Origin of the sequence: Asticcacaulis sp. AC460, from assembly GCF_000495795.1 — a bacterium.
GTDB lineage: Bacteria > Pseudomonadota > Alphaproteobacteria > Caulobacterales > Caulobacteraceae > Asticcacaulis.
Genome location: NZ_AWGD01000025.1, coordinates 44918 through 65065, shown reverse-complemented (window position 1 = coordinate 65065; position 20148 = coordinate 44918). Strand labels below are relative to the sequence as shown.

Annotated in this window: 14 protein-coding genes; 2 read left to right on the top strand and 12 right to left on the bottom strand. The window is 62.8% G+C overall.

Features of this window, described 5'->3' with window-relative positions:
• Positions 1–48: 48 nt before the first annotated feature.
• Positions 49–4026, bottom strand: a complete 3978-nt coding sequence (locus tag ABAC460_RS38735) for a glycosyltransferase (protein ID WP_081716580.1) — start codon at positions 4024–4026, stop codon at positions 49–51.
• A gap of 174 nt (positions 4027–4200) precedes the next feature.
• On the opposite strand from ABAC460_RS38735, the gene ABAC460_RS0124755 reads away from it, so the two are divergent.
• Complete coding sequence (locus ABAC460_RS0124755; protein WP_023454118.1) at positions 4201–6750, top strand: glycosyltransferase; 2550 nt, start codon at positions 4201–4203, stop codon at positions 6748–6750.
• Here the strand turns inward: ABAC460_RS0124755 and ABAC460_RS38730 are convergent.
• From ABAC460_RS38730 to ABAC460_RS38715, 5 genes are all read right to left on the bottom strand, one after another.
• Complete coding sequence (locus ABAC460_RS38730; protein ID WP_023454117.1) at positions 6747–7622, bottom strand: alginate O-acetyltransferase AlgX-related protein; 876 nt, start codon at positions 7620–7622, stop codon at positions 6747–6749. The genes ABAC460_RS0124755 and ABAC460_RS38730 overlap by 4 nt on opposite strands.
• Positions 7623–7634: 12 nt before the next feature.
• Positions 7635–8753 carry a glycosyltransferase 61 family protein gene (locus tag ABAC460_RS48385; protein WP_081716579.1) on the bottom strand — a complete coding sequence of 373 codons (1119 nt, stop codon included), beginning with the start codon at positions 8751–8753 and terminating at the stop codon, positions 7635–7637.
• A gap of 104 nt (positions 8754–8857) precedes the next feature.
• Positions 8858–9616 carry a hypothetical protein gene (locus tag ABAC460_RS38725; RefSeq protein ID WP_023454115.1) on the bottom strand — a complete coding sequence of 253 codons (759 nt, stop codon included), beginning with the start codon at positions 9614–9616 and terminating at the stop codon, positions 8858–8860.
• A gap of 175 nt (positions 9617–9791) precedes the next feature.
• Positions 9792–10946 (bottom strand): polysaccharide pyruvyl transferase family protein, encoded by a 1155-nt coding sequence (locus tag ABAC460_RS38720; RefSeq protein ID WP_023454114.1) that lies wholly within the window; start codon positions 10944–10946, stop codon positions 9792–9794.
• A gap of 129 nt (positions 10947–11075) precedes the next feature.
• Complete coding sequence (locus ABAC460_RS38715) at positions 11076–11804, bottom strand: class I SAM-dependent methyltransferase (RefSeq protein ID WP_023454113.1); 729 nt, start codon at positions 11802–11804, stop codon at positions 11076–11078.
• Between the two features lie 178 nt (positions 11805–11982).
• Between ABAC460_RS38715 and ABAC460_RS38710 the strand changes: the two genes are divergently transcribed.
• Positions 11983–13149 carry a polysaccharide pyruvyl transferase family protein gene (locus ABAC460_RS38710; RefSeq protein WP_023454112.1) on the top strand — a complete coding sequence of 389 codons (1167 nt, stop codon included), beginning with the start codon at positions 11983–11985 and terminating at the stop codon, positions 13147–13149.
• 103 nt (positions 13150–13252) lie between these two features.
• Here the strand turns inward: ABAC460_RS38710 and ABAC460_RS0124745 are convergent, their stop codons facing one another.
• The 6 genes from ABAC460_RS0124745 to ABAC460_RS38685 are packed head-to-tail and all read right to left on the bottom strand — an operon-like array spanning position 13253 to position 20037.
• Complete coding sequence (locus ABAC460_RS0124745) at positions 13253–14116, bottom strand: NAD-dependent epimerase/dehydratase family protein (protein ID WP_035426261.1); 864 nt, start codon at positions 14114–14116, stop codon at positions 13253–13255.
• Entirely contained in the window at positions 14109–14636 is a 528-nt protein-coding gene (gene rfbC / locus ABAC460_RS38705; protein WP_023454110.1) for a dTDP-4-dehydrorhamnose 3,5-epimerase, read from the bottom strand. The genes ABAC460_RS0124745 and rfbC overlap by 8 nt, the downstream gene beginning before the upstream one ends.
• A complete protein-coding gene (locus tag ABAC460_RS38700) occupies positions 14636–15877 on the bottom strand; it encodes a class I SAM-dependent methyltransferase (protein ID WP_023454109.1) in 1242 nt (413 codons plus the stop codon). Before ABAC460_RS38700 ends, rfbC begins: the two co-directional genes overlap by 1 nt.
• Positions 15861–16898, bottom strand: a complete 1038-nt coding sequence (gene rfbG, locus ABAC460_RS38695) for a CDP-glucose 4,6-dehydratase (RefSeq protein ID WP_200863683.1) — start codon at positions 16896–16898, stop codon at positions 15861–15863. Before rfbG ends, ABAC460_RS38700 begins: the two co-directional genes overlap by 17 nt.
• The gene (rfbF, locus tag ABAC460_RS38690; RefSeq protein WP_023454107.1) at positions 16895–17665 is read right to left on the bottom strand and encodes a glucose-1-phosphate cytidylyltransferase; all 771 of its coding nucleotides are present in this window, start codon (positions 17663–17665) and stop codon (positions 16895–16897) included. Before rfbF ends, rfbG begins: the two co-directional genes overlap by 4 nt.
• On the bottom strand, positions 17662–20037 hold the full coding sequence (locus tag ABAC460_RS38685; protein WP_081716578.1) for a tetratricopeptide repeat protein: 2376 nt from the start codon (positions 20035–20037) through the stop codon (positions 17662–17664). Before ABAC460_RS38685 ends, rfbF begins: the two co-directional genes overlap by 4 nt.
• Positions 20038–20148: the final 111 nt, after the last annotated feature.

The following is a 20148-nucleotide window of genomic DNA, read 5'->3' as shown; positions in this document are numbered from 1 at the left end:
AGCAAGTTAACACCGTAAAGACAACCAAGGAATGTGTCGGAATTCGGTTTATCGGCCAAAATATTGCAAGTTCGCAACCAATTCATCCACAGCTGTCGCAACACTGACGACCTGAGGCCGCTTCGGCTTCAGGTCGGCCAGGCCCGGATCGGCGTTCAGCCGCTTCAGAAGCGACAACAACGCGGCCTCATCATTGGCCGGAACGACCCAGCCATCGACGCCGTCTTCAACGCCACGGGCGATGTCGCCGCAATCGCTGACCAGGACGGGAAGACCGGCAAAACGCGCTTCGCGTGTTACCAGGCCATAGCTTTCGGGCCAGATCGACGGCGCGGCCAGGACGTCGAAACGGGAATAGAGTTCTCCGACCCGGTCCTGCGGAAATTTCCCAAGGGTGACGACCTGACTGTCCCCCAGGCGCTCCTCGCGCTCATAGCCATAGGGTTGGGCATGATCGACGACGACCAGTTCGATATTGGGCAGGCCTCCCTTTAACAGGGCGCGATGGAGAAGACCAAAGCCCTTGTGGTCGGACCGTCCACCGATAAAGCCCAGCCGGACCTTGCCGGCAGGTCTCTTGCGTTGGGCGCGCACCTTCAACGGAACCACGCCGTTTTCGTGAACCCCAACCTCGGCGTGGCCGGCGCGGTGATAGACCTGGGCGAACGACTCGGACACTGCGACCACCTTTTGACAGCCCCTCAGGGTCTGTCCCAGTTCCCGACGCCGGCGCCGACGCATGGCCGGCGACATGCGCCAGGTGACCGATTTCTCGATTTCCGTTCCGGTGGCCGTCGGAATAAAGGGTTGTCCCGTATCGTCCACCAGGAACTGATGCTCGGACAGCCACCAGGCATCGTGCAGGGTCAGCAGAACAGGCACCCGGGCGTCCTGCAGCCCCTGGGCAACGGACGCCGTCAGGATCTGGATACTGTGCAGGTGCGCGACATCAATCTTCCAGCGCCGGATCAGGCGGGTCATCAGGCGTTCAACGCGATCATCATAGGAGTCACCCCAGTCGCGGCCGGGAACATTGACCTGGGTCACCAGGACATTGCCATACCACAGATAGTCGCATTGGAAGGCGGAGTTATGATCCGGATCGGCATTGGCGCACAGTACGAATATGTCATACTCACTGCCGTAGCGGGCGCTGAGATCATCGACATAGGACTCGGCAATACGGGTCGCCCCGCCGATCGACTGCGGCCAGAAGAAGGTATTTACCACCAGCAGGCGCTTCTTTTGCGCCGCCGCCGGCAGATAGTGCGCCGCAGCCACGTCCAGCATGCCGCTCTTGCGGACCTGCCCGGCCCAATAGGCGGTCGTGTAACGCGTCTCAATCAGCTTGCGCGAGGCCGCCACCAGCTTCGCACGCAGACCGGCATCCTGGATCAGCCGCCCCAGGGCGGTCTCCCACTCTTGCGTCGTCAGCGCGAACAGAGCATGGCGCCCATCCTTGAGGACGTCGCGGTAGTTCTGGGTCGGCGACACGACCGAGGCCAGGCCGACCGCCGCCGCTTCGAACCATTTCAGCTCGCTCTTGGCGTCGGTAGCTTCTGACAGGTTCAGCGGCGCGATGCTGATATCGAACTGCGACATCAGGTCCAGGAAATCACCGAAGGCCAGATTGGGTTCGAGCAGGTCGAGACGATCGCGGACCTCCTCGAACAGGGGCAGTTCGGGAAAATTCCCAACCAGGACGAGGCGGGCCTTGGGGTGGGTTTTCAGTACCGATACCAGGGCCGGAATGACGGTTTCAACGAAGTAGGTTTTGTGCGCCTTGGTGCCGCTGCCATAGAAGATACGCACGGTGTCGTCCGCCGCTTCGGCCGCCTTGGCTGTCTCCCGGGCCAGGCTGCGGATACCCGCCTGTTCGACGACATAGCCGGCGAAGTTCCTGCGCAGGTGGATGGGCTTGTCAGTCCGCAGAACAGACTGAACCTGCCGGCGCAGCGGCTCGGTCGACACCACGATCTCGTCGGCCGCATTCAGAGCCTCAAGGAACATGGCGCAGTCAAATGTCAGGTGGACATAGGTGCCGCGATCGATATTGCCCTCGTAGTCCGAAAGCGGCGGCGGAAAGTGCTTCTGGTCGAAAATCAGGTCGTCAATGTCATACAGGACTTTCGTCCCCAGGCTGCGCATGGCGAACATCAGGCGCAACACGAAAGGCGTTGCCGGCTGACGCTGGAACAGCACAACCGAGGCATCGGCGCAGATATGCCGGGCCTGGTCGGGCGACAGCTCATTCAGGTCGTGCATCTCATGATAGATGCCCATCTCGTCCAGGAGGTCGGACATCTGCTCGGCGCGGTAGTGACGAACCTGCTGCAGATAAGGACTGGTCAGGATGACGACCTTGCGCCGCAACAGGCCCGGCCGCGGCAAGGACGACGACCGGTGTTTGAGGTCCTCGATCCGCGCGATGGCGGAGACAATACGCTGAAGCCCCTTTTGCCAGGCGCGCGCCTGCGCCTGCTCGTTACCGTCCTGGGCGATCGCCTTGAAGTCGTCATAGACCAGCGTAAAGGCACGCTCGGCGGCTTCGTCCAGCATCCGCCCGATCTTGAGACGGTCCTGGTCCGACAAACGCTTTGAAGCCGCAACACGCTTCATGGTCGCCTCGATGACCTTGAGCGTCTGCGCTCCCGAATCGGCGGCCAGCGCCAGCCGGCCGCGAATGTCCGCAAACAGGAAGGCCGTATCGCCTTCCAGTTCGCTCGCCTTCAGTTCGGAGAGTGTATCGACCAGTTCGGTCGTGGCGCCACGCTGGCTCAGCGCGCGGATGCGAAGGTGCCGGGAACGTCGCGCCTGTGCCGCATCGAGCGTCTGGGCGGCGACGATCGCCAGTGCGGCTTCGGCCAGCGGGCCTTCATAAAAGTCGGTGAGAAACGCTTCCGCGAGGTCGAGAAGATCGGTGACGTCACCCAGATTTTCCGTTGCAGCCAGATCCTCAAGAATGGCGGTTGCCGGCGCACGCAGGTGCTCGGCGAAAATCTGGAAGGCCTGTCCGCGCGAGATGGACACACGAACCGCCATAATGCCACGGCGGAACAGGTCCAGCGCCGTCGCAGACCGCGCGGCCATCGCGCACAGGCTAAGCGCCACATGCACCGGCCACCAGTTGGCGGTCACTCCGCCTTGCCACTGGGCTTCAGCCAGGTCCTTGTCCAGCGCCGACTTCATGAGCCCCGGGTCGATCACGATCGCGTCCGCCGTCATGACGCGCCCAAGAGCGGCGATTACACGATGCAGATCAAAATCGGAAAAGGCGCGATGCTGCAGGATGCTGTTCAGCAGATCGGCTGCGTCCTCGGACCAGGTTTCATGCGTCAGTACGCAGAACCCCTGCACCAGGAAACTCAGTTGGTCATCCGTGTCCAGGGCCACGGCTTGGAGTATGGAGGTCGCGCTGGCGCTGGCGCCCAGCACCGCTTCTTCGGCCAGGGCACGGTGGTACCAGCCCCAGGCAAAGGTGGGTTCGGTCTCGGTGACCCTTGTCAGGCGCACCAAGGCCTTCTCGGCCTCGCCGCCTTCCAGCTCATGGACCGCGAGGCGGTAGTGCGGCCAATAGAAGTCAGGCTGGCGAAGCGCCAGGACACGATGAAAACCGATTTCGGCATGGGCGGCGCCGGCGTCCTTGGCCTGGGCCGCCATATCGACCAGCGCCTGCATGTGATCGCGGTCAAGGGACTCCGCCAGCACCGCCTCAACCAGTTGCCGCAAAGGCTCTTGTCGTACTCCGTCGGTTGAAACTTCCGGTTCAGGCAGCACGAAGCGGGCTAAAACGTCCTGCGCTGGTTGCAGTTCCAGCAGGTCCGCCAGGCTGTTGGCCAGCGGCCCAAGTTGTGCCGGGGTGGCCGGAACGGCGGCTTGTTCAGCGATGTCGACGGCAAGCCGATCAGCCAGGGCCAGGCCGGGAACCGGCGGTGCAGGCCTGAGGGACCTGACGGCCTTTCGCACATGCAGCAATGCCCAACTCTTGACCTTTCCGAGTCCCGTCGCCGCCCCGTTTAACGCCATTGTCTCATCCTGACCGCCCCAAGGACGGTTTCCCCATAAACGATTACCCTACCGTTCATGCCTCGCCGCGCTTGAGTTTTCAAGGCCTTATCGTATAAGCGACGCCTTGACGCGGCCGCAATACAACCGCATCAATGCACCGGGCGGCACATTCGCTCCGAAATTCGGGTCTTCATGCTTCACCTCGGTCACGGTTATCTTCTGTCGGATGTTTTTTGGGCGCTGCGAAAAGCCCGCCGCAAGGGTTTGGCAGCCGCCGCCGCGACGTTTCGTGACCTGCGACATCTGCGCGGCAGCGCGCAGATCGACCATAATTTCTATCAGATGCAACTGTCAGGCACACCGCATGCCCGCCTCGACCCGGTCACGCACTACGTCATTTTCGGTGTTCACGACGGGTTCGATCCGACGGCCGACTTCAGCACCGACTACTACCTGAGCGCCCACCGCGATGTCGCCAAACTGGGCATCAACCCCTTTGTTCACTATCTCCGCGCCGGCGAAGGCGAATGCCGGCGCATCGAACCCTCGACACGGCTGGGCGACGTCCTGAGGCGGCTGGACGGCGGTACGGACAAAACCGGTCCGGGCCGGCCGGGCTTCGCGCCGGAAGAGGCGCACAAGCACCGCTGGCCCCTGCGGGACACCGCGGCCGGCAAGCCGGCGAAGGCGCGCGAAAGCGCCGTACTCTACGACGAACGGCCTGACGACCCCGTCATGTTCGAAGCACGGCGCGGAAGCGATTTTCTCCGGCGTTTCGACCTGACGGGGGAGACACCGGAGGTGGCCGGCGCCGTGGCCGCGCTGAATGCCCATCTCGCACGGCCCGATAGCCCGCCCGACGTTTCCATCGTCATTCCGGTTTACGGCCAGTTGGCCTACACCCTGAACTGCCTCGACTCGCTGCTGACGCATGACAGCCGCCACAGTTTCGAGATCATTGTTGCCGACGACGCCTCCCCCGACGACACGGCCCAATGGCTGCCGAAGATATCCGCTATCCACGCCGTCACCTACGACAAAAACGAGGGGTTTGTCGCGACCTGCAACAAGGCCGCCGCCCTGGCCAATGGCCGATACCTGGTCCTGCTCAACAACGACACCCGGGTCTGCGATGGCTGGCTGGACCGCCTGATCGCGACCTTTGACGATTTCCCGACGGCGGGCCTTGCCGGTTCTAAATTCTTCTATCCCGACGGCAGCCTGCAGGAGGCCGGCGGCATCGTCTGGCGCGACGGCTCGGCGTGGAACTATGGCCGTGACGACGATCCCAATCGGCCGCGCTACTGCCACGCCCGCGACGCCGACTACATGTCCGGCGCCGCAATCGCCCTCCCCGCCGCGGTCTGGCGGGAGATGGGCGGCTTCGACGATATCTACCGTCCGGCCTATTACGAAGATACCGACCTGGCCTTCCGCCTGCGCGCCAAAGGATATCGGACGATCTTCCAGCCGCTGTCGCGGGCCATCCACTACGAAGGCAAGACCTCGGGCACCGACACGGCCAAGGGCGCCAAGGCCTATCAGGTGAAGAACGGCCACACCTTCTTCGAACGCTGGCGCGACACCCTGCAACACCATCGCGCCAACGGCACCCAGGCCTGGGCGGAACGCGAACGCACGGTACAGAAACGCGTTCTGGTCATCGACATGACAAACCCGACGCCGGGACAGGACGCCGGCTCACAGGCCACCATCAATCTGATCCGCGCTTATCAGGACCTCGGCTACAAGGTCAGCTTCGTGCCGGAGGACAACTTCCTGTTCGAGCGCGCCAAGGTCGAGCACCTGCAGGCCATGGGTGTCGAATGCCACTACGCGCCCTACGACACCTCGCTGGGCGCCCTGCTGGGGCGTACGGGCATGATGTACGACGTGGTCCAGTTGATCCGGGCCGACGTCGCCGCCAAGAATCTGAACCTGATCCAGCGCATGGCGCCGCGTGCGCGTATCCTGTTCCTCAATGCCGACCTGCACTATCTGCGGCTGGAGCGCCAGGCGGCGGTCGAAAACAACCCGGCCCTGCTGGAGACGGCCGCCGATTATCGCGGGAAGGAAATGCACCTGGCCGGCGCCTGCGATGCCGTCCTGGTCCATTCCACGGTCGAGGCCGATATCCTGCGCGACCAGGTGCCCGGCGCCCGTGTCCTGATCCTGCCGCTGATCGAGACCCTGCCCGCCCCCGGCCCGTCGTCCCATGCCCGACGCAAGGACATCATGTTCCTGGGGGGCTATAACCATCCGCCCAATGTCGACGCCGCCCTGTGGCTGCTGGACGAACTGTGGCCGAAACTGTCTGAGCAACTGCCCGAGGCCCGCCTGCTGCTGGTCGGTTCCAATCCGCCCGAAAGCCTGACGTCCCGCGCCGGCGGCCGCGTCATGGTCAGCGGGACTGTACCCGATCTCGCGCCCTGGTTCGATCAGGCCCGGGTCTTCATTGCCCCCCTGCGCTACGGCGCCGGCGCCAAGGGCAAGGTCCTGGCGGCCTTGGCGCACGGCGTGCCGGTCGTGGCGACGTCTATCGCCGCCGAAGGGATGGGCCTGACCGGCGGCAAAACCGTCTTCCTGGCCGACACGGCAGAGGCCCTGACGGCCGAAACCCGGCGCCTTTACACCATGTCGGCGCAACGCTGGACGACCGTTGCCAAATCGGGCCGCACACACATCGCGCAAGCCCACAGTTTCGAGGCCATGCGCGATGTGCTGAAAGCTGCTTTGGCTTAACTGTTTGCTTGCGCCGTCTTGGCCGCGATAAGACCGCGCGTGGTCGGATCGGTCAGGTCGTTGGGCGGACGGATCAGGAACCGTTCCGACAGCTCCATCAGCACGAAATCCGGTTTTTCCTCAAGCACATAGTCATGCTCGTAGACCGGCGACGCCACCACCACCAGGCGGCGGAAGGACTGCGCGAAGAAAGGGGAAAGCCACAGGCCGTACGAGTCGCGGAAAATCACCGCCGTCGGCAGGCTGGGGTCGGCCTGCTCGTAGACGACGATATTTCCGCGGTTGACGACCTTGTTGTCGCTGACCTGTTTGGCGCGCGGCGTGGTCACTTTGCCGTAGACCGTGCGTCCCGTCACCTGCGGGTCCAGCTTCGATCCCAGATCGCCCAGGAAGTCACGCTCGTCGAAGGTGATGTCGACCCAGTCCAGGACACGGATATCCGGCCGCACCTTGGCAAGTTCCGCCATGACCGCACGGTAGGCAACATAGGCCGCGGCATGCGACCAGTGCGAGTCGGTGGTGCACACCATCAGCTGGTTGCGCGCCTCCGCCTGAATTTCCGCCAGGGGATAGACAAAGGTGACATTGTCGATGCTGTCCGCGATGGCCTTGATCTGGTGCACCGGCCTGACTGCCGCAGGGACCACGCTGTCGGGCAGCTTGTCCGGCGATATGGCGTGATTGTCGGGCGGCACCATGAAATACAGCCGCAATCCGACCTCGGCCAGCTTTTCGGCGCGCAGGGTGAAGGTCTCGCGCCATTGGGCGCTGCTCTGCTCGGTCAGGAGGGTCTTGCCGGTATGCTGGCTGACCACACCGTTGGAATCGTTGTCAAGAAACAGAAAGCCGTCCTTGCCTTCCAGAACTTTCATCTACGCAACCTTTTATTCTTGCCTTGCCTTCGGCCGGACGAGCTTCAGGTCGGGCAAGGTATTCGTGCTGACCAGCTTGACGTTCAATATTTTTTCTACGTCGGCAAGCTGATCCTGGATGTCGGTTTCGGTCGGCGCCTGCCATCCGTCACCGGTGATAAAGCCGCCTTGCAGCAGCTGGGCCTTGAGATTGTCGAAATTCGGCCGCCCCTTGGCCTGGGCAAACACACCCCAGGGGGCGTGCGACGGTACGAACAATTCTTCGATGGTCGATGTTCCCTGTGCGGTCGGGCCTCCGAAGCTTTCAATCTGGCGGACATACGTATAGTTGAGTTTGCGTCGCCAGATAATAAAAAGTTTTTGATCCGCCCGCGCCACCAGGGCGTAAAGATGGGCCGCGGAACCATCGGCGAAGATGACCGTGTCGGCGTCGTTGTAGAGGGCGAACTGTTCCCGGATCGAGAGGGTTTCCGGGTAGACGATATGATACCCTTCCGCCGCCAGGCTGCGTTCGATAAATCCTTCGCCCAGGATCATGCCGTCAAACGGGTTCAGGCGTGACCGGGACACATAGATCTTGCGATGCCCTTCCCCGCGCAGCGCCCGCGCCGGCGCCAGCAGTCCGGCCATGGACGGATGGCCCTGGATGACGCCGGCCCGCGCGATTGTGGTTGGCACGGCCAGGTGCTCGACCAGGGTCGGCTGTTTGACCATAATCAATCTGACGCCAGGGCATAGCACGTCCAGAACGGCCGGAATGAACGACGAAGCGTCCATGTGGGCGATCCGGTTGTAATAGACCACCGAAGCGTAGTCGCGGCTGAGAAAGGAAAAGGCCCAAAGGCGGCTTAGGGACTCGACCAGGAAATGGCCGAAATGCTTGTTCTGCAACATGCCACCGAAGACATGGCTGCCCTCCAGCCTGGCTTCTACGGCCGAACGGTCGATCGGCAGCGGCGTATTGTCGTAGCCGTCCTTCTGGTGCAGCCCCGCCTGGCAGACCTCACCATCGGCATAGTAGGCGCCGCCGTCGAAATGACCGCGCACGGCTCCGTGCAGCTGCAACTGGGTCAGCGGCGCGACATAGCCATTGGCAATGAACTCGACGTTCAAACTCGCCGGTTCCGGCATTTACCTCTCCAAGTTGGGCGGGCGGTCGACCGCAAAAGCCGACTCGTCCCTACCTCTTCTAGGGGTAAGCAAGGCGGATGAAAAGCCTCTGTGGGAGAACGGCTTTATGCGAGGTAGCGGCCAAGCTCGCGGCGCTGGTCTTCGGTTGCAGCGCTTGAGCCGACGACCAGGGAAGCAATGGCGGCGTCGGCCAGGGGAAAGGCGCCGCGGTCCCCCTTGTCGCGCGCCCCGAGACGGAACGGTGCGTCGTCACTGCCGATGGCGCCATAGGCGACATTGCTGATCACTGCCTCGTCGTCGATGTAGACCGAATAGTGGGTCCCGTCCGCCACCAGGATCAGGCGCACCTGTTTGCCGTACCAAGGGGAAATATCGGCCGTCTTCAGCCCTGTATTACCCAGCTTGACGCGCAGGGTATTGTTCAGGAAGTCGACATAGAGGGTGCGTGAGGTGAAATCACCCTTGGACAGGATGACGCGCGGCGTGGCGACGCTGTCGGCGATGAAGCGGATATTGATCCCGACCGTCAGTTGGTTGCTGCTGACGAACACTGTCCCGTCCAGTTGCGGCAGATCGAAATAGGCGTTGTCGAAGACCACACTGGCTGCGTCCGAACCCGGCGCGGCGCGGAAGGCGACATCGTTCTGGATGGCATTGCCGCCACGTCCCAGCTTGCTGTACCAGGCGGTGATGCGGCCGCCGTCATCCAGTTGAAAGGCGGTCTTTTCGCTTTGAAACCAGCATTCGATTGCCGGCAGGGCAGCGGTGTCAAGAACCGGTGTGGCGGCGGAAGCGCGAACCGTCTTGGCGCCCTTGGCGCGGGACTTACCCGCCTTTTTCTTGCTGTTGTACGCCTTGGCCATCGTCCTTGCTCCACGTCAAAGTTGTCAGTTCCCCGGCAAGCCTTCGACTTTATAGGAATAAAAACGTTGCATCGCAACATGTAACCGCCTGCGGAGGGAATTACCGCCACAGATCTGTGCTCCCCCGGCCACGTTCGCAAGGGGACGAAGACACCCGGCAAGCGCGATCGGTTGCTTACTCGCCGGCAATCTTCAGGAGATGCTCGCGCGGGTCCAACCCGTTGTCGCGCAGGAAGGTGACATAGTTTTGGGCGCGTTCGCGGCGCTGGGCATCATAGGCTTCGCCGTCGAACTTGATCAGGGCCTTCAGGTTCCCGCGGGTCAGGTGCTGTCCGGCCAGTTGCCCCTTGGTCAGGAACGGCACGCCGGTCTGGCGGCACATTTCCTCGGTCCGCGAGTCAAACGCGACGACACAGCCCATCTTGGCGGCCTGGATGGCCAGTTGCGTACCGTGATAACGCGGCCCGATGGTCAGGTCGTAGCGGGTCAGGGCGTCCATCCATGCCGGCACATCATAGAAGGACCGGGCATAGGTGCGGCACCACGACTTGAACTCGTCCATCGTATAGTGCGGCACGGTGTGCAGCCTGAGGATCTCGAGCTGGTTCGGATCGATGTCATCGAACAGGCCGCGCGACAGCTTGATCATCTCGCCGGTCGCCTGGACGACATACTGACCGAAGGCAGTCGGGTCCATCATCAGGGCGATCAGTTGCTGTTCGATCGGCCGCAGTTCACCCCACCCCTGGTGACCGGCGCACACCGAAAGCGAACGCGGTATGGAGGTGGCGTCCCAGCCGGCCTGGATCGACCGGCCCAGATGGACATCGTGCGAAATGAAATGGGTCGGACAGCCACCGACAATCGTGTCGTCGATGCCGAACCGCGCCAGCTGCTGCGATGTGTAGGGACCACGGGTATAGATGTTTGAGGTCGAACCGAAGCGGCGCGCGTCGATGGCCTTGACCCAGTTGACCGTGCCTTCCTTCGCGCGGACCTCGGTCTCCATGGTGTCGGCCTGGGCGCCCAGGCCGATGGCGATGACCGGCTTGTCGACGGCTTCCATGATGGTGGCAGCCCCACCCAGGTCGTTATGCGCACCGAACTGGTTGGCGCAGGGAATGAGGACGGCATCGTACTGGTTCAGCACATCGGCCCGCGTCGCCCACGAAACCCAATGGAACTCGGCGTCAACCTGACGGGCAATGGCATAAACAAAGGCCAGGTTGCCGTTATTGTGGCCAATGGCCATGTTGAGGAAGTCGAAGGACTGGTTGGAATAGAGCCCGGGATCCTGAATTTTCCACAGGATCGCAATTTTTTTCTTCAAAATCAGCTCCTTAGCCCATCAGCCCAGATGTTGCGGGGCAACATATAAAAGCCCCCGGCCTAAATCCAGAGGAATCTGTATCCGCACAATCTGGTGATTAGCGGCAAGCCTTCGGCACGATCGTCGCCGTCAGGCCTGCTTTACCCACAGGGACACATCGGTATGACGGCCGCTATAGGCGTCAGGGTCGACCCATTCATGGCGCATGCCGGTATAGGCGGCCGGCTGGGTCTTGGTAAATTCGCGCCACTGCGGCAGCGTGAAAGATTGACCGTACATTTCGAAGACGCTGTTCGAGGCCGGACGGCCGTCGGGGCGGTAACGCGTGATCCAGGCGCCATGCTTGTACGAACCGGTGACCAGCGGCTTGTAGTTGGCCGCGGGTTTGGTGTCGTCGAAATAGTACTGGCAATTGAACAGTCCCAGGACACCGCCCGGCTTCAGGTAGGAGTCCAGGCGCTGGATCTCTTCATCGAACTTGGCGAACGGATAGACGTCCGCGATATCCGGCAGTCCGTCGGTCTGCGGGTAGATGCACAGGACGTTCATCGCGAAAATCACGTCGAACGGCCCCAACGGCTCGATATTGTTCTTCGTCGAGAACACGACCTTGATGCGGGGGTGATTCAGGGCCTGCGCGGTGGCCAGCGCCTTGGCGTCGACATCGGCGCCGACGACCGAGGCATTCGGAAATACTTTTGAGAAGTCAACGCACTCCGAACCGTCGGAACAGCCGAACGAAAGCGCCTTTATCGGTGCATCGGCGCCCAGGTGGTTCGCGGCCAGGCGCATCAGGTCGGCGTTGCGGCCCAGTTGCGTGTGCGTGTTCTGCTGGTGCTGGATCAGGGTATCGGACATCTTTCCTCGCGCGGATAATCATACCATTAAGAACGAACCCGACCTATGGTCAAGCTTTGCGGGCAACATTGTGGCGAATCCAATTCGTCACTTGGGTTTACCGTGGCCGCGCGACTTGCCTTGCCGCGGGAATTTCTCTAGAGGAAAGTTCCTAAAGCTGGTTGGATGATTAAGACGTATGAACAAGACGAAGCGGGTCGGCGTTATCGATAATCTGGCGGATATCCGCACGTTTAAGGAACTCGAAGCCTTTGAGCCTGTGACCAAGCGCTACAGTGCGGCGGTCGGCGGCAATACCGGAAACCTGGCCTTTGTTATGGGCACCAAGTTGTCGCTTGGCAACCGGTATGCCGTGACCTTCTGGCACGAAACGCCCGAACGCATCCGCCAGCACTTCGATCATCTCGTCATCTGCTGTGCCAACCAGATCGGCAAGCATGCCGACCTGAAGGGATGGGGCGACCGGCTGGAAGCTTTCGGCCTGCCCGTGACCCTGGTCGGCCTCGGCGCCCAGACCACCAATTACGAAACCGAAATCGAGATTCCGGAAGGCACCCGTCACTTCCTGCGCGTGGTCACCAAGCTGAACGAGTCCGCGGAGTCCAATATCGGCGTGCGTGGCGACTATACCCGTGGCGTCCTGGCCGATATCGGTTTCGACTCGTTCGTTACCGGCTGTCCGTCCCTGTTCATTTCGCCGGACACGGCGCTGGGTGAAAGCATCGCCGCCGCCGAGATCAGCGACACAGACGCCAAGATCGCGGTGGCCGCGGGCAACCCGTATCACCCGCAGACGCGCGCCCTGGAAGGCAACCTGATTGATGTCGTCTCCGCCACCCATGGCGCCTATGTCATCCAGCACCCGGACATCATGATCTCGCTGGCTACCGGGCAGTTCACCGAGGAAGACGAAGCCAAGCTGCCGAACCTGCTGGCGGCCTATGGTGGACGCTTCGAAACGGTAGAGGACATGGTCCGCTGGTTCGGCCGCCACGCCTACGCTTTCTATGATGGCTTTGCCTGGATCGATTTCCTGCGCCACTACGATGCCGCCATTGGCCCGCGTTATCACGGCGTTGCCTTTGCCGTCCAGGCCCGCCGCCCCGGCATGGTCGTCCATATCGACAACCGCACGCGCGAGTTGTCGGCCACCACCGGCATCAAGTCGATCGCCGCTTCCGACTTCAAGGACGTGGGCGTCGAAGAAGCCCTGAAGATGGTGAGGTGGAGCTATGACGAAGGTCTGGCCTTTGACGAGAACCGCCGCATGCGCGCCGACAACCTGGCCAAGTTCCTGATCGACAACAACCTGGCGGCTTCGGACCGCCTGCTGTCCCTGGCCTGATCTAGAGCGCATCCCAAAAAGTGTGACGCACTTTTTGGATTAAGATGCGCGTAAAAACAAAAACTTAGAGCGCCGATCCGATTCTACCGGATCGAAACGCGCTCTAATCCGCGATCCGTACCAACTCGGCGACCAGGTCCTGGATCGGGACGCCGAGTTCGCGCAGGCGCGTGACGTCTGCGACAATCGAAACCGGGTCGCCCGGCCGGTCGGGAAGTGCGCCGAAGTCGACGTTCAAGGTCCGGCCGGTGGCGGCTTCGATCGGCTCCACGAGGTCGCGCAGGGTAATCCCCTGCCCGCTGGCCACATTGACAGCGCCGGTAAGATCCGACGCGACCACTGCCGCCAGATATTCACCGCAAAGCCGCGTGCTGAGAAAGTCGCGCACTTGCAGGCCCGAGGTACAGCGCGCCGTTTCGCCGTTGAGCGCACATTGGAGCAGATAGGGCACGATCCTTTGCGGGCTCTCCCCTTCTCCGAACAGGAAGAACAGTCGCGCCCAGGCGTAGTCCAATCCTGCCGTGTCCAGCCATGCCGCCAGGTCGCGCTTGGCCTGGCCGTAGAGAGTGGCGGGAACACACGATCGGGTTTCAGGCCAGGGCACATCCCCTTCCTGCGTCCAGTCGTATTCGGCGCAACTGCCGACGCCGACGACGCGCCGTCCGCCATGGCGGGCAAAGGCCTCGATCAGGTCCTGGCTGGCGCGAAGCCAGTCTGCATTTTCCGATGCCCCCCAGTAGCGGCCATGCTCGGTGATCCAGGCGCTGTGCAGCAGATGAGAAGGACGCAGTTCGGCCAGCAAGGGGTCGGCGGATTGGCTTAGGAGATCCAGACTGTGCCATATGACACCGGGCACGTTTCGCCTCGTTCTCGCGATAACGTGAACCTCGAAACCGTGTGCGACCAGCGGCGCCAGGGCATGGCGCCCGACAAAGCCGGACGCACCGGTGACCAGGACCCTAGACATCGTCCGGCCATTGGGCATCGCGGTCGGACATCACCTGGGGGATGGCCGGCCAGGCAATGTTAAAGACCGGGCTGTTCCAGCGCACACCCGTGGCCGAACCGGCGGCATAGGCCGTGTCAATCAGGTAAAAGACCTCGGCATCGTCGGTCAGGGTAAGAAAACCGTGCGCCACGCCGCGCGGCAGGAACAGCGCCAGGCCATTGTCCGCCGATAACTCGACCCCCACCCAGCGGCCGCGCGCGGGACTTTCCGCACGCAGGTCGACGGCGACATCGAACACCGAGCCGCGCGTACAGCGAACCAGCTTCTGTTCGGCATGCGGCTCGGACTGCAGATGCATGCCGCGCAGGGTGTGGCGGGCATGGTTTTTCGACAGGCTTTCCTGAAGCGGCACGAAATCCAGCCCGGCGGCGGTGAAACTGTCGCGGCAATAGGTCCGGGCGAACGCGCCGCGGTCATCGCTGATCGGCGTTTGCGCGACCACCATCACACCGGGAAGGACCGTGGCCTCGAAGCGCATCAATCGCGAATCCTCAAGTCGGGTATGGCGGTAACGAAGCGGCCGCCCCATTGCCGGATATCGGCGGCCTCGGCACGGATTTCGCCGGCCAGGTTCCACGGGAGGATCAGCAGATAGTCGGGCTTTTCGCCGAACAGGGTCTCAGGCGTCACCACCGGAATATGGCTGCCGGGCAGGTAATGCCCCTGCTTGGCCGGGTTGCGGTCGACAACGAAGTCGATCTGACCGGCCTTGACGCCGGCAACATTGAGCAGAGTATTGCCCTTGGCGGCGGCGCCCCAGGCGGCGACACGCTTACCGTCCGCGGCGGCCTGCGACAGGAACGCGTTCAGGCCAGAAACGACGGCATCGACCCGGGATGTCATGCCGTCATAACCTTCGATCCGATCCAGGCCAGCGGCGTTTTCGGCGGCGCGCAGATCGGCCAGGTTGGCGTTCGCTGCCTCTGCCCGGGCATCATCGTCATGGCAGACGAAGATACGCAGCGATCCGCCATGGGTCGGCAGGCGTTGCGCGTCGAACAGGCACAGGCCATGCGCGGCAAAGACCTTTTCGAGGGTATACAGCGAGAAGTAGCTGTAGTGCTCGTGATAGATGGTGTCGAACTGGACGTCTCGGATCAGTTCCAGGATATGCGGGAATTCGACCGTCACCGTCCCGCCCGGCGCCAGCGAAATCTTGAAGCCGGCAACGAAGTCGTTGAGATCGGGCACATGCGCCAGGACGTTATTGGCCGCCATCAGATTGGCCAGCCGGTTCGCGCCCAAACGCGTCGCGGTTTCGGCGCCAAAGAAGGCCACCTCGGTCGGCACGCCCTGACGAACTGCCTCTGCCGCAACATTGGCGGCGGGCTCGACCCCCAGGCAGGGAATGCCAGCGGCGACGAAGTTTTTCAGCAGATAGCCGTCATTGCTGGCGATTTCGACGACGAAACTGTCCGGCGTCAAACCCAGCCGGTCGCGCATATCGGCGCAGTAACGCGCCGCATGGTCCAGCCAGGTCGAGGAAAACGACGAGAAATAGGCGTAGTCGCTGAAGATGTCCTCGGCCGGGACAACCGGTTGGGCCTGGACCAGCAGGCAGGATTCGCAGACATGGACCTTCAACGGATAAACCGGCTCCGGCTTCTCCAACTGCGCTGCGCTCAGATAGCTGTTGGCCAGCGGCGTGCGCCCCAGATCCAGGAAGACCCGGTTCAGCGGGGTGCGGCAAAACCGGCAGTTATTAGCTTCCATGGGCATTGAGATAAGCCTCGATCTGGCCGGAGGTGATGTCGACGGGGTTCTGGCCGCTATGCCAGGCGCTGTACCATTGCGCCGCCCAATGCAGGGCTTCGGGTTGCGACAGGCGGTTGCGCCAGCCGAGCGCACGCAGGGCCAGGCCGGGGTCCAGGTCCAGCCGGGTCTTTTCCGGCCGCGCGGCGTCACTTTGGACCTGGCGCGGCGGACTCCAGTCGAGTTGGGAATAGAAGGCCGCCAAGGCGTCGCTAACGGTCAGGGGCTCGGCCTCGGGGCCGATATTGACCGCCACCGGAGCGCCATCGGCATCGGTCAGAAGTTGCGCGGCGTGACGCAGATAGGCGAAGACCACGTCCAGCACGTGCTGCCACGGCCGGGTGGCGTCGGGATGGCGAAGGGTCAGCGGCGTGCGTGTCGTATAGGCGCGCCAGGCATCGGTCAGCAGCCGGTCCTGGGCGAAGTCGCCGCCGCCGACGACATTGCCAGCCCGCGCCGTCGCAACCGTCAGGCTTTTGGCGTCGGCAAAAGCGCGCACGGCGATCTCGCACGCCGCCTTGGAGGCGCTGTAGGGGTCTTCGCCGCCCAGAGCGTCGCCCTCCAGGAAGCTTCGGCCCTGGTTGTCGTTGCGATAGACCTTGTCGCTGGTAATCACCAGGACCGGCGCCGCCGGTGCCTTATCGACCACGGCCTGCAACAGGGTCAGGGTGCCGCGGACATTGACGTCGAAGGTCTCGAACGGCTGGTCGTAGGACTTGCGCACCAGCGACTGCGCCGCCAAGTGCAGAACCACCTCCGGCCGCGCCTCGGCCACCACTTGCGCGACGGCCGCGACATCGCGGATATCGGCCAACCGGCTGGACGCGGCCAGGTCCAGCATAGCAAACAGGTTGTCGCCAGGCTCGGGCGCCAAGGCCAGGCCGGTGACTTCGGCGCCCAGCTTCTCTAGCACGGCACACAGCCACGCGCCCTTGAAGCCGGTATGGCCGGTGACCATGACGCGGCGGCCTTGCCATACGGAACTCACCAGATTTTCCACGGCGCCTGGCCGCTGTCCCACATCTGCTCGAGCTGCATCTTTTCGCGCAGGGTATCCATGGGCTGCCAGAAACCATCGTGGCGGAAGGCCATCAACTGTCCCTCGCCGGCCAGCCGTTCCAGCGGCCCGCTTTCCCACACCGTCTCGTCGCCCTCGATATAGTCGATCACGCGACGGTCCAGCACGAAGAAGCCGCCATTGATATCGCCGCCGTCGCCCTTGGGCTTTTCGAGGAAGCGCCGGACTTGGCCGTCATGGATATCCAAAGCACCGAAACGGCCCGGTGGCTGGACGCCGGTAACCGTGGCCAGCCGGCCATGCTCCTTATGGAAAGCGATTGAAGCGGCGATATCGACATCGCTGACCCCGTCGCCATAGGTCAGGCAGAAGGCGCCGTCATCACCGAGATAATGCGCGGCACGGCGGATGCGGCCGCCGGTCTGGGTGTCCTCGCCGGTTTCGACCAGGGTGACGTTCCAGTCCTCGGTCTCGGCGGCATGGATAGTAACCTCGCCGCGCTTAAGGCTGACCGTCAGATCGGCCCGGTGCATGGCGTAGTTGCAGAAGAAGTCCTTGATGAAATAGCCCTTGTAGCCCAGGCAGATGACGAAGTCGGTGACGCCATGGGCGGCATAGATCTTCATGATGTGCCACAGGATCGGCATGCCGCCGATCTCGACCATCGGCTTGGGCCGGGTCTGGGATTCTTCGGAGATGCGGGTGCCGCGGCCGCCCGCCAGGATCATGGCTTTCATCCCAGCACATCCTTGATCTTGGCGTAGAAGGCGTCGGTAAACTGCTTGGGCTGCCCCAGCGGATGTTTGGCGATATCGGCGCGAAGGTTGGTGCGCAGATGCTGGCGCCGGGCGCGGTCCCCGGCCAGTTCGACTGCCTTGTCGACATACTCCGCCAGCGAAAAGGCGCACAGGTCGCCCAAGCCACAATTGCTGAGGTTGGAATAGCTGAGGCGTTCGAAGAAGGCCGGACCGACCAGGGTAATCACCGGCACGCCCATCCACAGGGTTTCGCAGGTGGTGGTGCCGCCGACATGCGGGAAGGTGTCCAGCGCGATGTCGATATCGTTATAATGCGGCAGGTGGCGGCCGCGCACCGCCGTGTACAGCAGGCGGTCCGGCGCGATACCGTGTGCACCGAAGGCCTTTTCGGCATTGACGCGGAAAGCCTCTACGTCACCTTCGGGACGCACGAACAGGAAGCGCGAATTGGGCACGCGGTTCATGATGGCGGCCCAGGTGGCGATCCCTTCCGGCGTATATTTGTACGGATTGTTCATCGTCCCGAAGGTAATGAAACCGCGTCGCGTTTCCGGAATCTCATCCAGGATCGGCACATTGAAGAAGCCGATACTGCCCAGTGTGACCCAGGTGTCGGCCAGTTCGAACGGCTTTTCGATCAGCAGGCGCGGATCTTCGGGCTTCAGGTAGGGATCGACCAGGACATAGTCGATCGTCGACAACCCGCTGGAATGGGGATAGCCCAGCCAGCTGACCGAAACCGGCGCCGGCCGGAAGGCCATGGATTCGAACTTGTCCATGGTGGTCGCGCCCAGTTCGAAGAGGATGTCGAGCTGGTCGTCGGCAAAGGTTTGGGCCAGCTTCATCTCCGGCACGCCGGGCACCGAACGGAAGACATCGACCTGACCTTCCAGATGCTGACGCACCCGGTCGGGCGCGCCGGCGAAACCGGAATAGCAATAGACCTCGAACCGGCTGCGGTCGTATTGCTCCAGCAGCGGCTGGGCGAAATAGGTCACAGGGTGTTCGCGCAGGTCGTTCGAGAAGATGCCGACACGAATCTTCGACCGCCCGACCGCCGGCGCATGGGTGATGGCGGCAGGCGACCGCGTCGACTCGACGCGTTGGCCCCAGGTCCTGTGGCATTCTACCAGGTCGAGCCGGTCCTCCATGGTCTTGACGCCGGCCAGTTCGAGGTGGAAGGGCGCCCCCTCCCCCTTGCGCAGCCAGTGTTTCCACATGTTGCGTTTGTCGCCCAACCCGGCGACGCGGTCGAAATCCAGGCAACGCGTCAGCACGGACTTGGCGTCGCTCGACACGGGTGATCCGCTGGCGCGATACTGTTCGGCCAGGATGCAGGCCACCCGGTAGGCCTCGGCGATATGCTCGGCCTCGGAGCCGTATCTGCTGCGGTTCAGGCTGCCGCAGAACTCTTCCAGCGTGCGTTGCGAGCGCGGGTCTAGTTCCAGGGCGCGGCGGTAACAGGTATTGGCCTTTTCACGGTCGACCGGCGCCAGGGTCCGCGCCAGGCCGATCCATACGTCGATATCGTTCGGATTGATCCGCAGGGACTGTTGCAGGGATTCCGCGGCTTCAGGACCGCGGCCGGCCCGGCGCAGCGTATCGCCCTTGGCTGCCCAAAGTCCAGCGTCGTCCGGATTGGCCTTCAGCCGCTGCTCTATCATGTGCAGCGCCTCGGCGTGGCGGCCGTCTTGGGCCAGAACAAAGGCCAGGTCCTTGATCGCCTTGGGCTGGTTCGCGTTCATCATAAGGCTGCGTCGGAAGGTGGCGATGGCCTTGGCGTACTGGCCCTGCATCTGCTGAGAACGGCCCAGCAGCCGGACGTGCTCGGCATTCTTGGGCTCCATCCGTGTAGCCTTGAAATACATCTCCTCGGCATTGGCGCCGTCGTGGATGTCGCCGTAGATATTGCCCATGTTCACCCACGGCGCCACGGCCTTGGGGTCCAGCTTGCGCGCCTGACGGAACTGCTCCAGCGCCGCGTCGAAGCGCTTGGCGCGGCGATGGACCACCCCCATCAGATTGACGAGCGTGTATTCGCGCGGCTTGGCGGCCAAGTACGGCGTCACGAGGGCGAAGGCGTCGTCGATCTTGCCGTTGTCCAGCAGCAGCATGGTGTAATCGACCACGGCCAGCTGCGGCAGGGTGCCGGCGGCCTGGGCCTGGGCGTAGTGGGCCAGCGCCTGCGGCGTATCCCCGGCCAGGCGATACAGGCGGGCCAGGTCGGCCAGCTGCGGCGGCGAGGTGGGGTCGATGTTTCCGGCGGCGAGCCGCGCTTCCAGTTGCTGGCGCACGGCCACGGCTGAATTTTGGGCGGATTTTTGGGGAGCGGCAGCTTTCGGCGGTCTCATGTCACGATCTGTAAAGGGTCAAAACATAGAGCGCATCCCGAAAAGTGTGACGCACTTTTCGGATAAAGATGCGCGCAAAAGTAAAAACTCAGAGCGCCGATCCGATTCTTC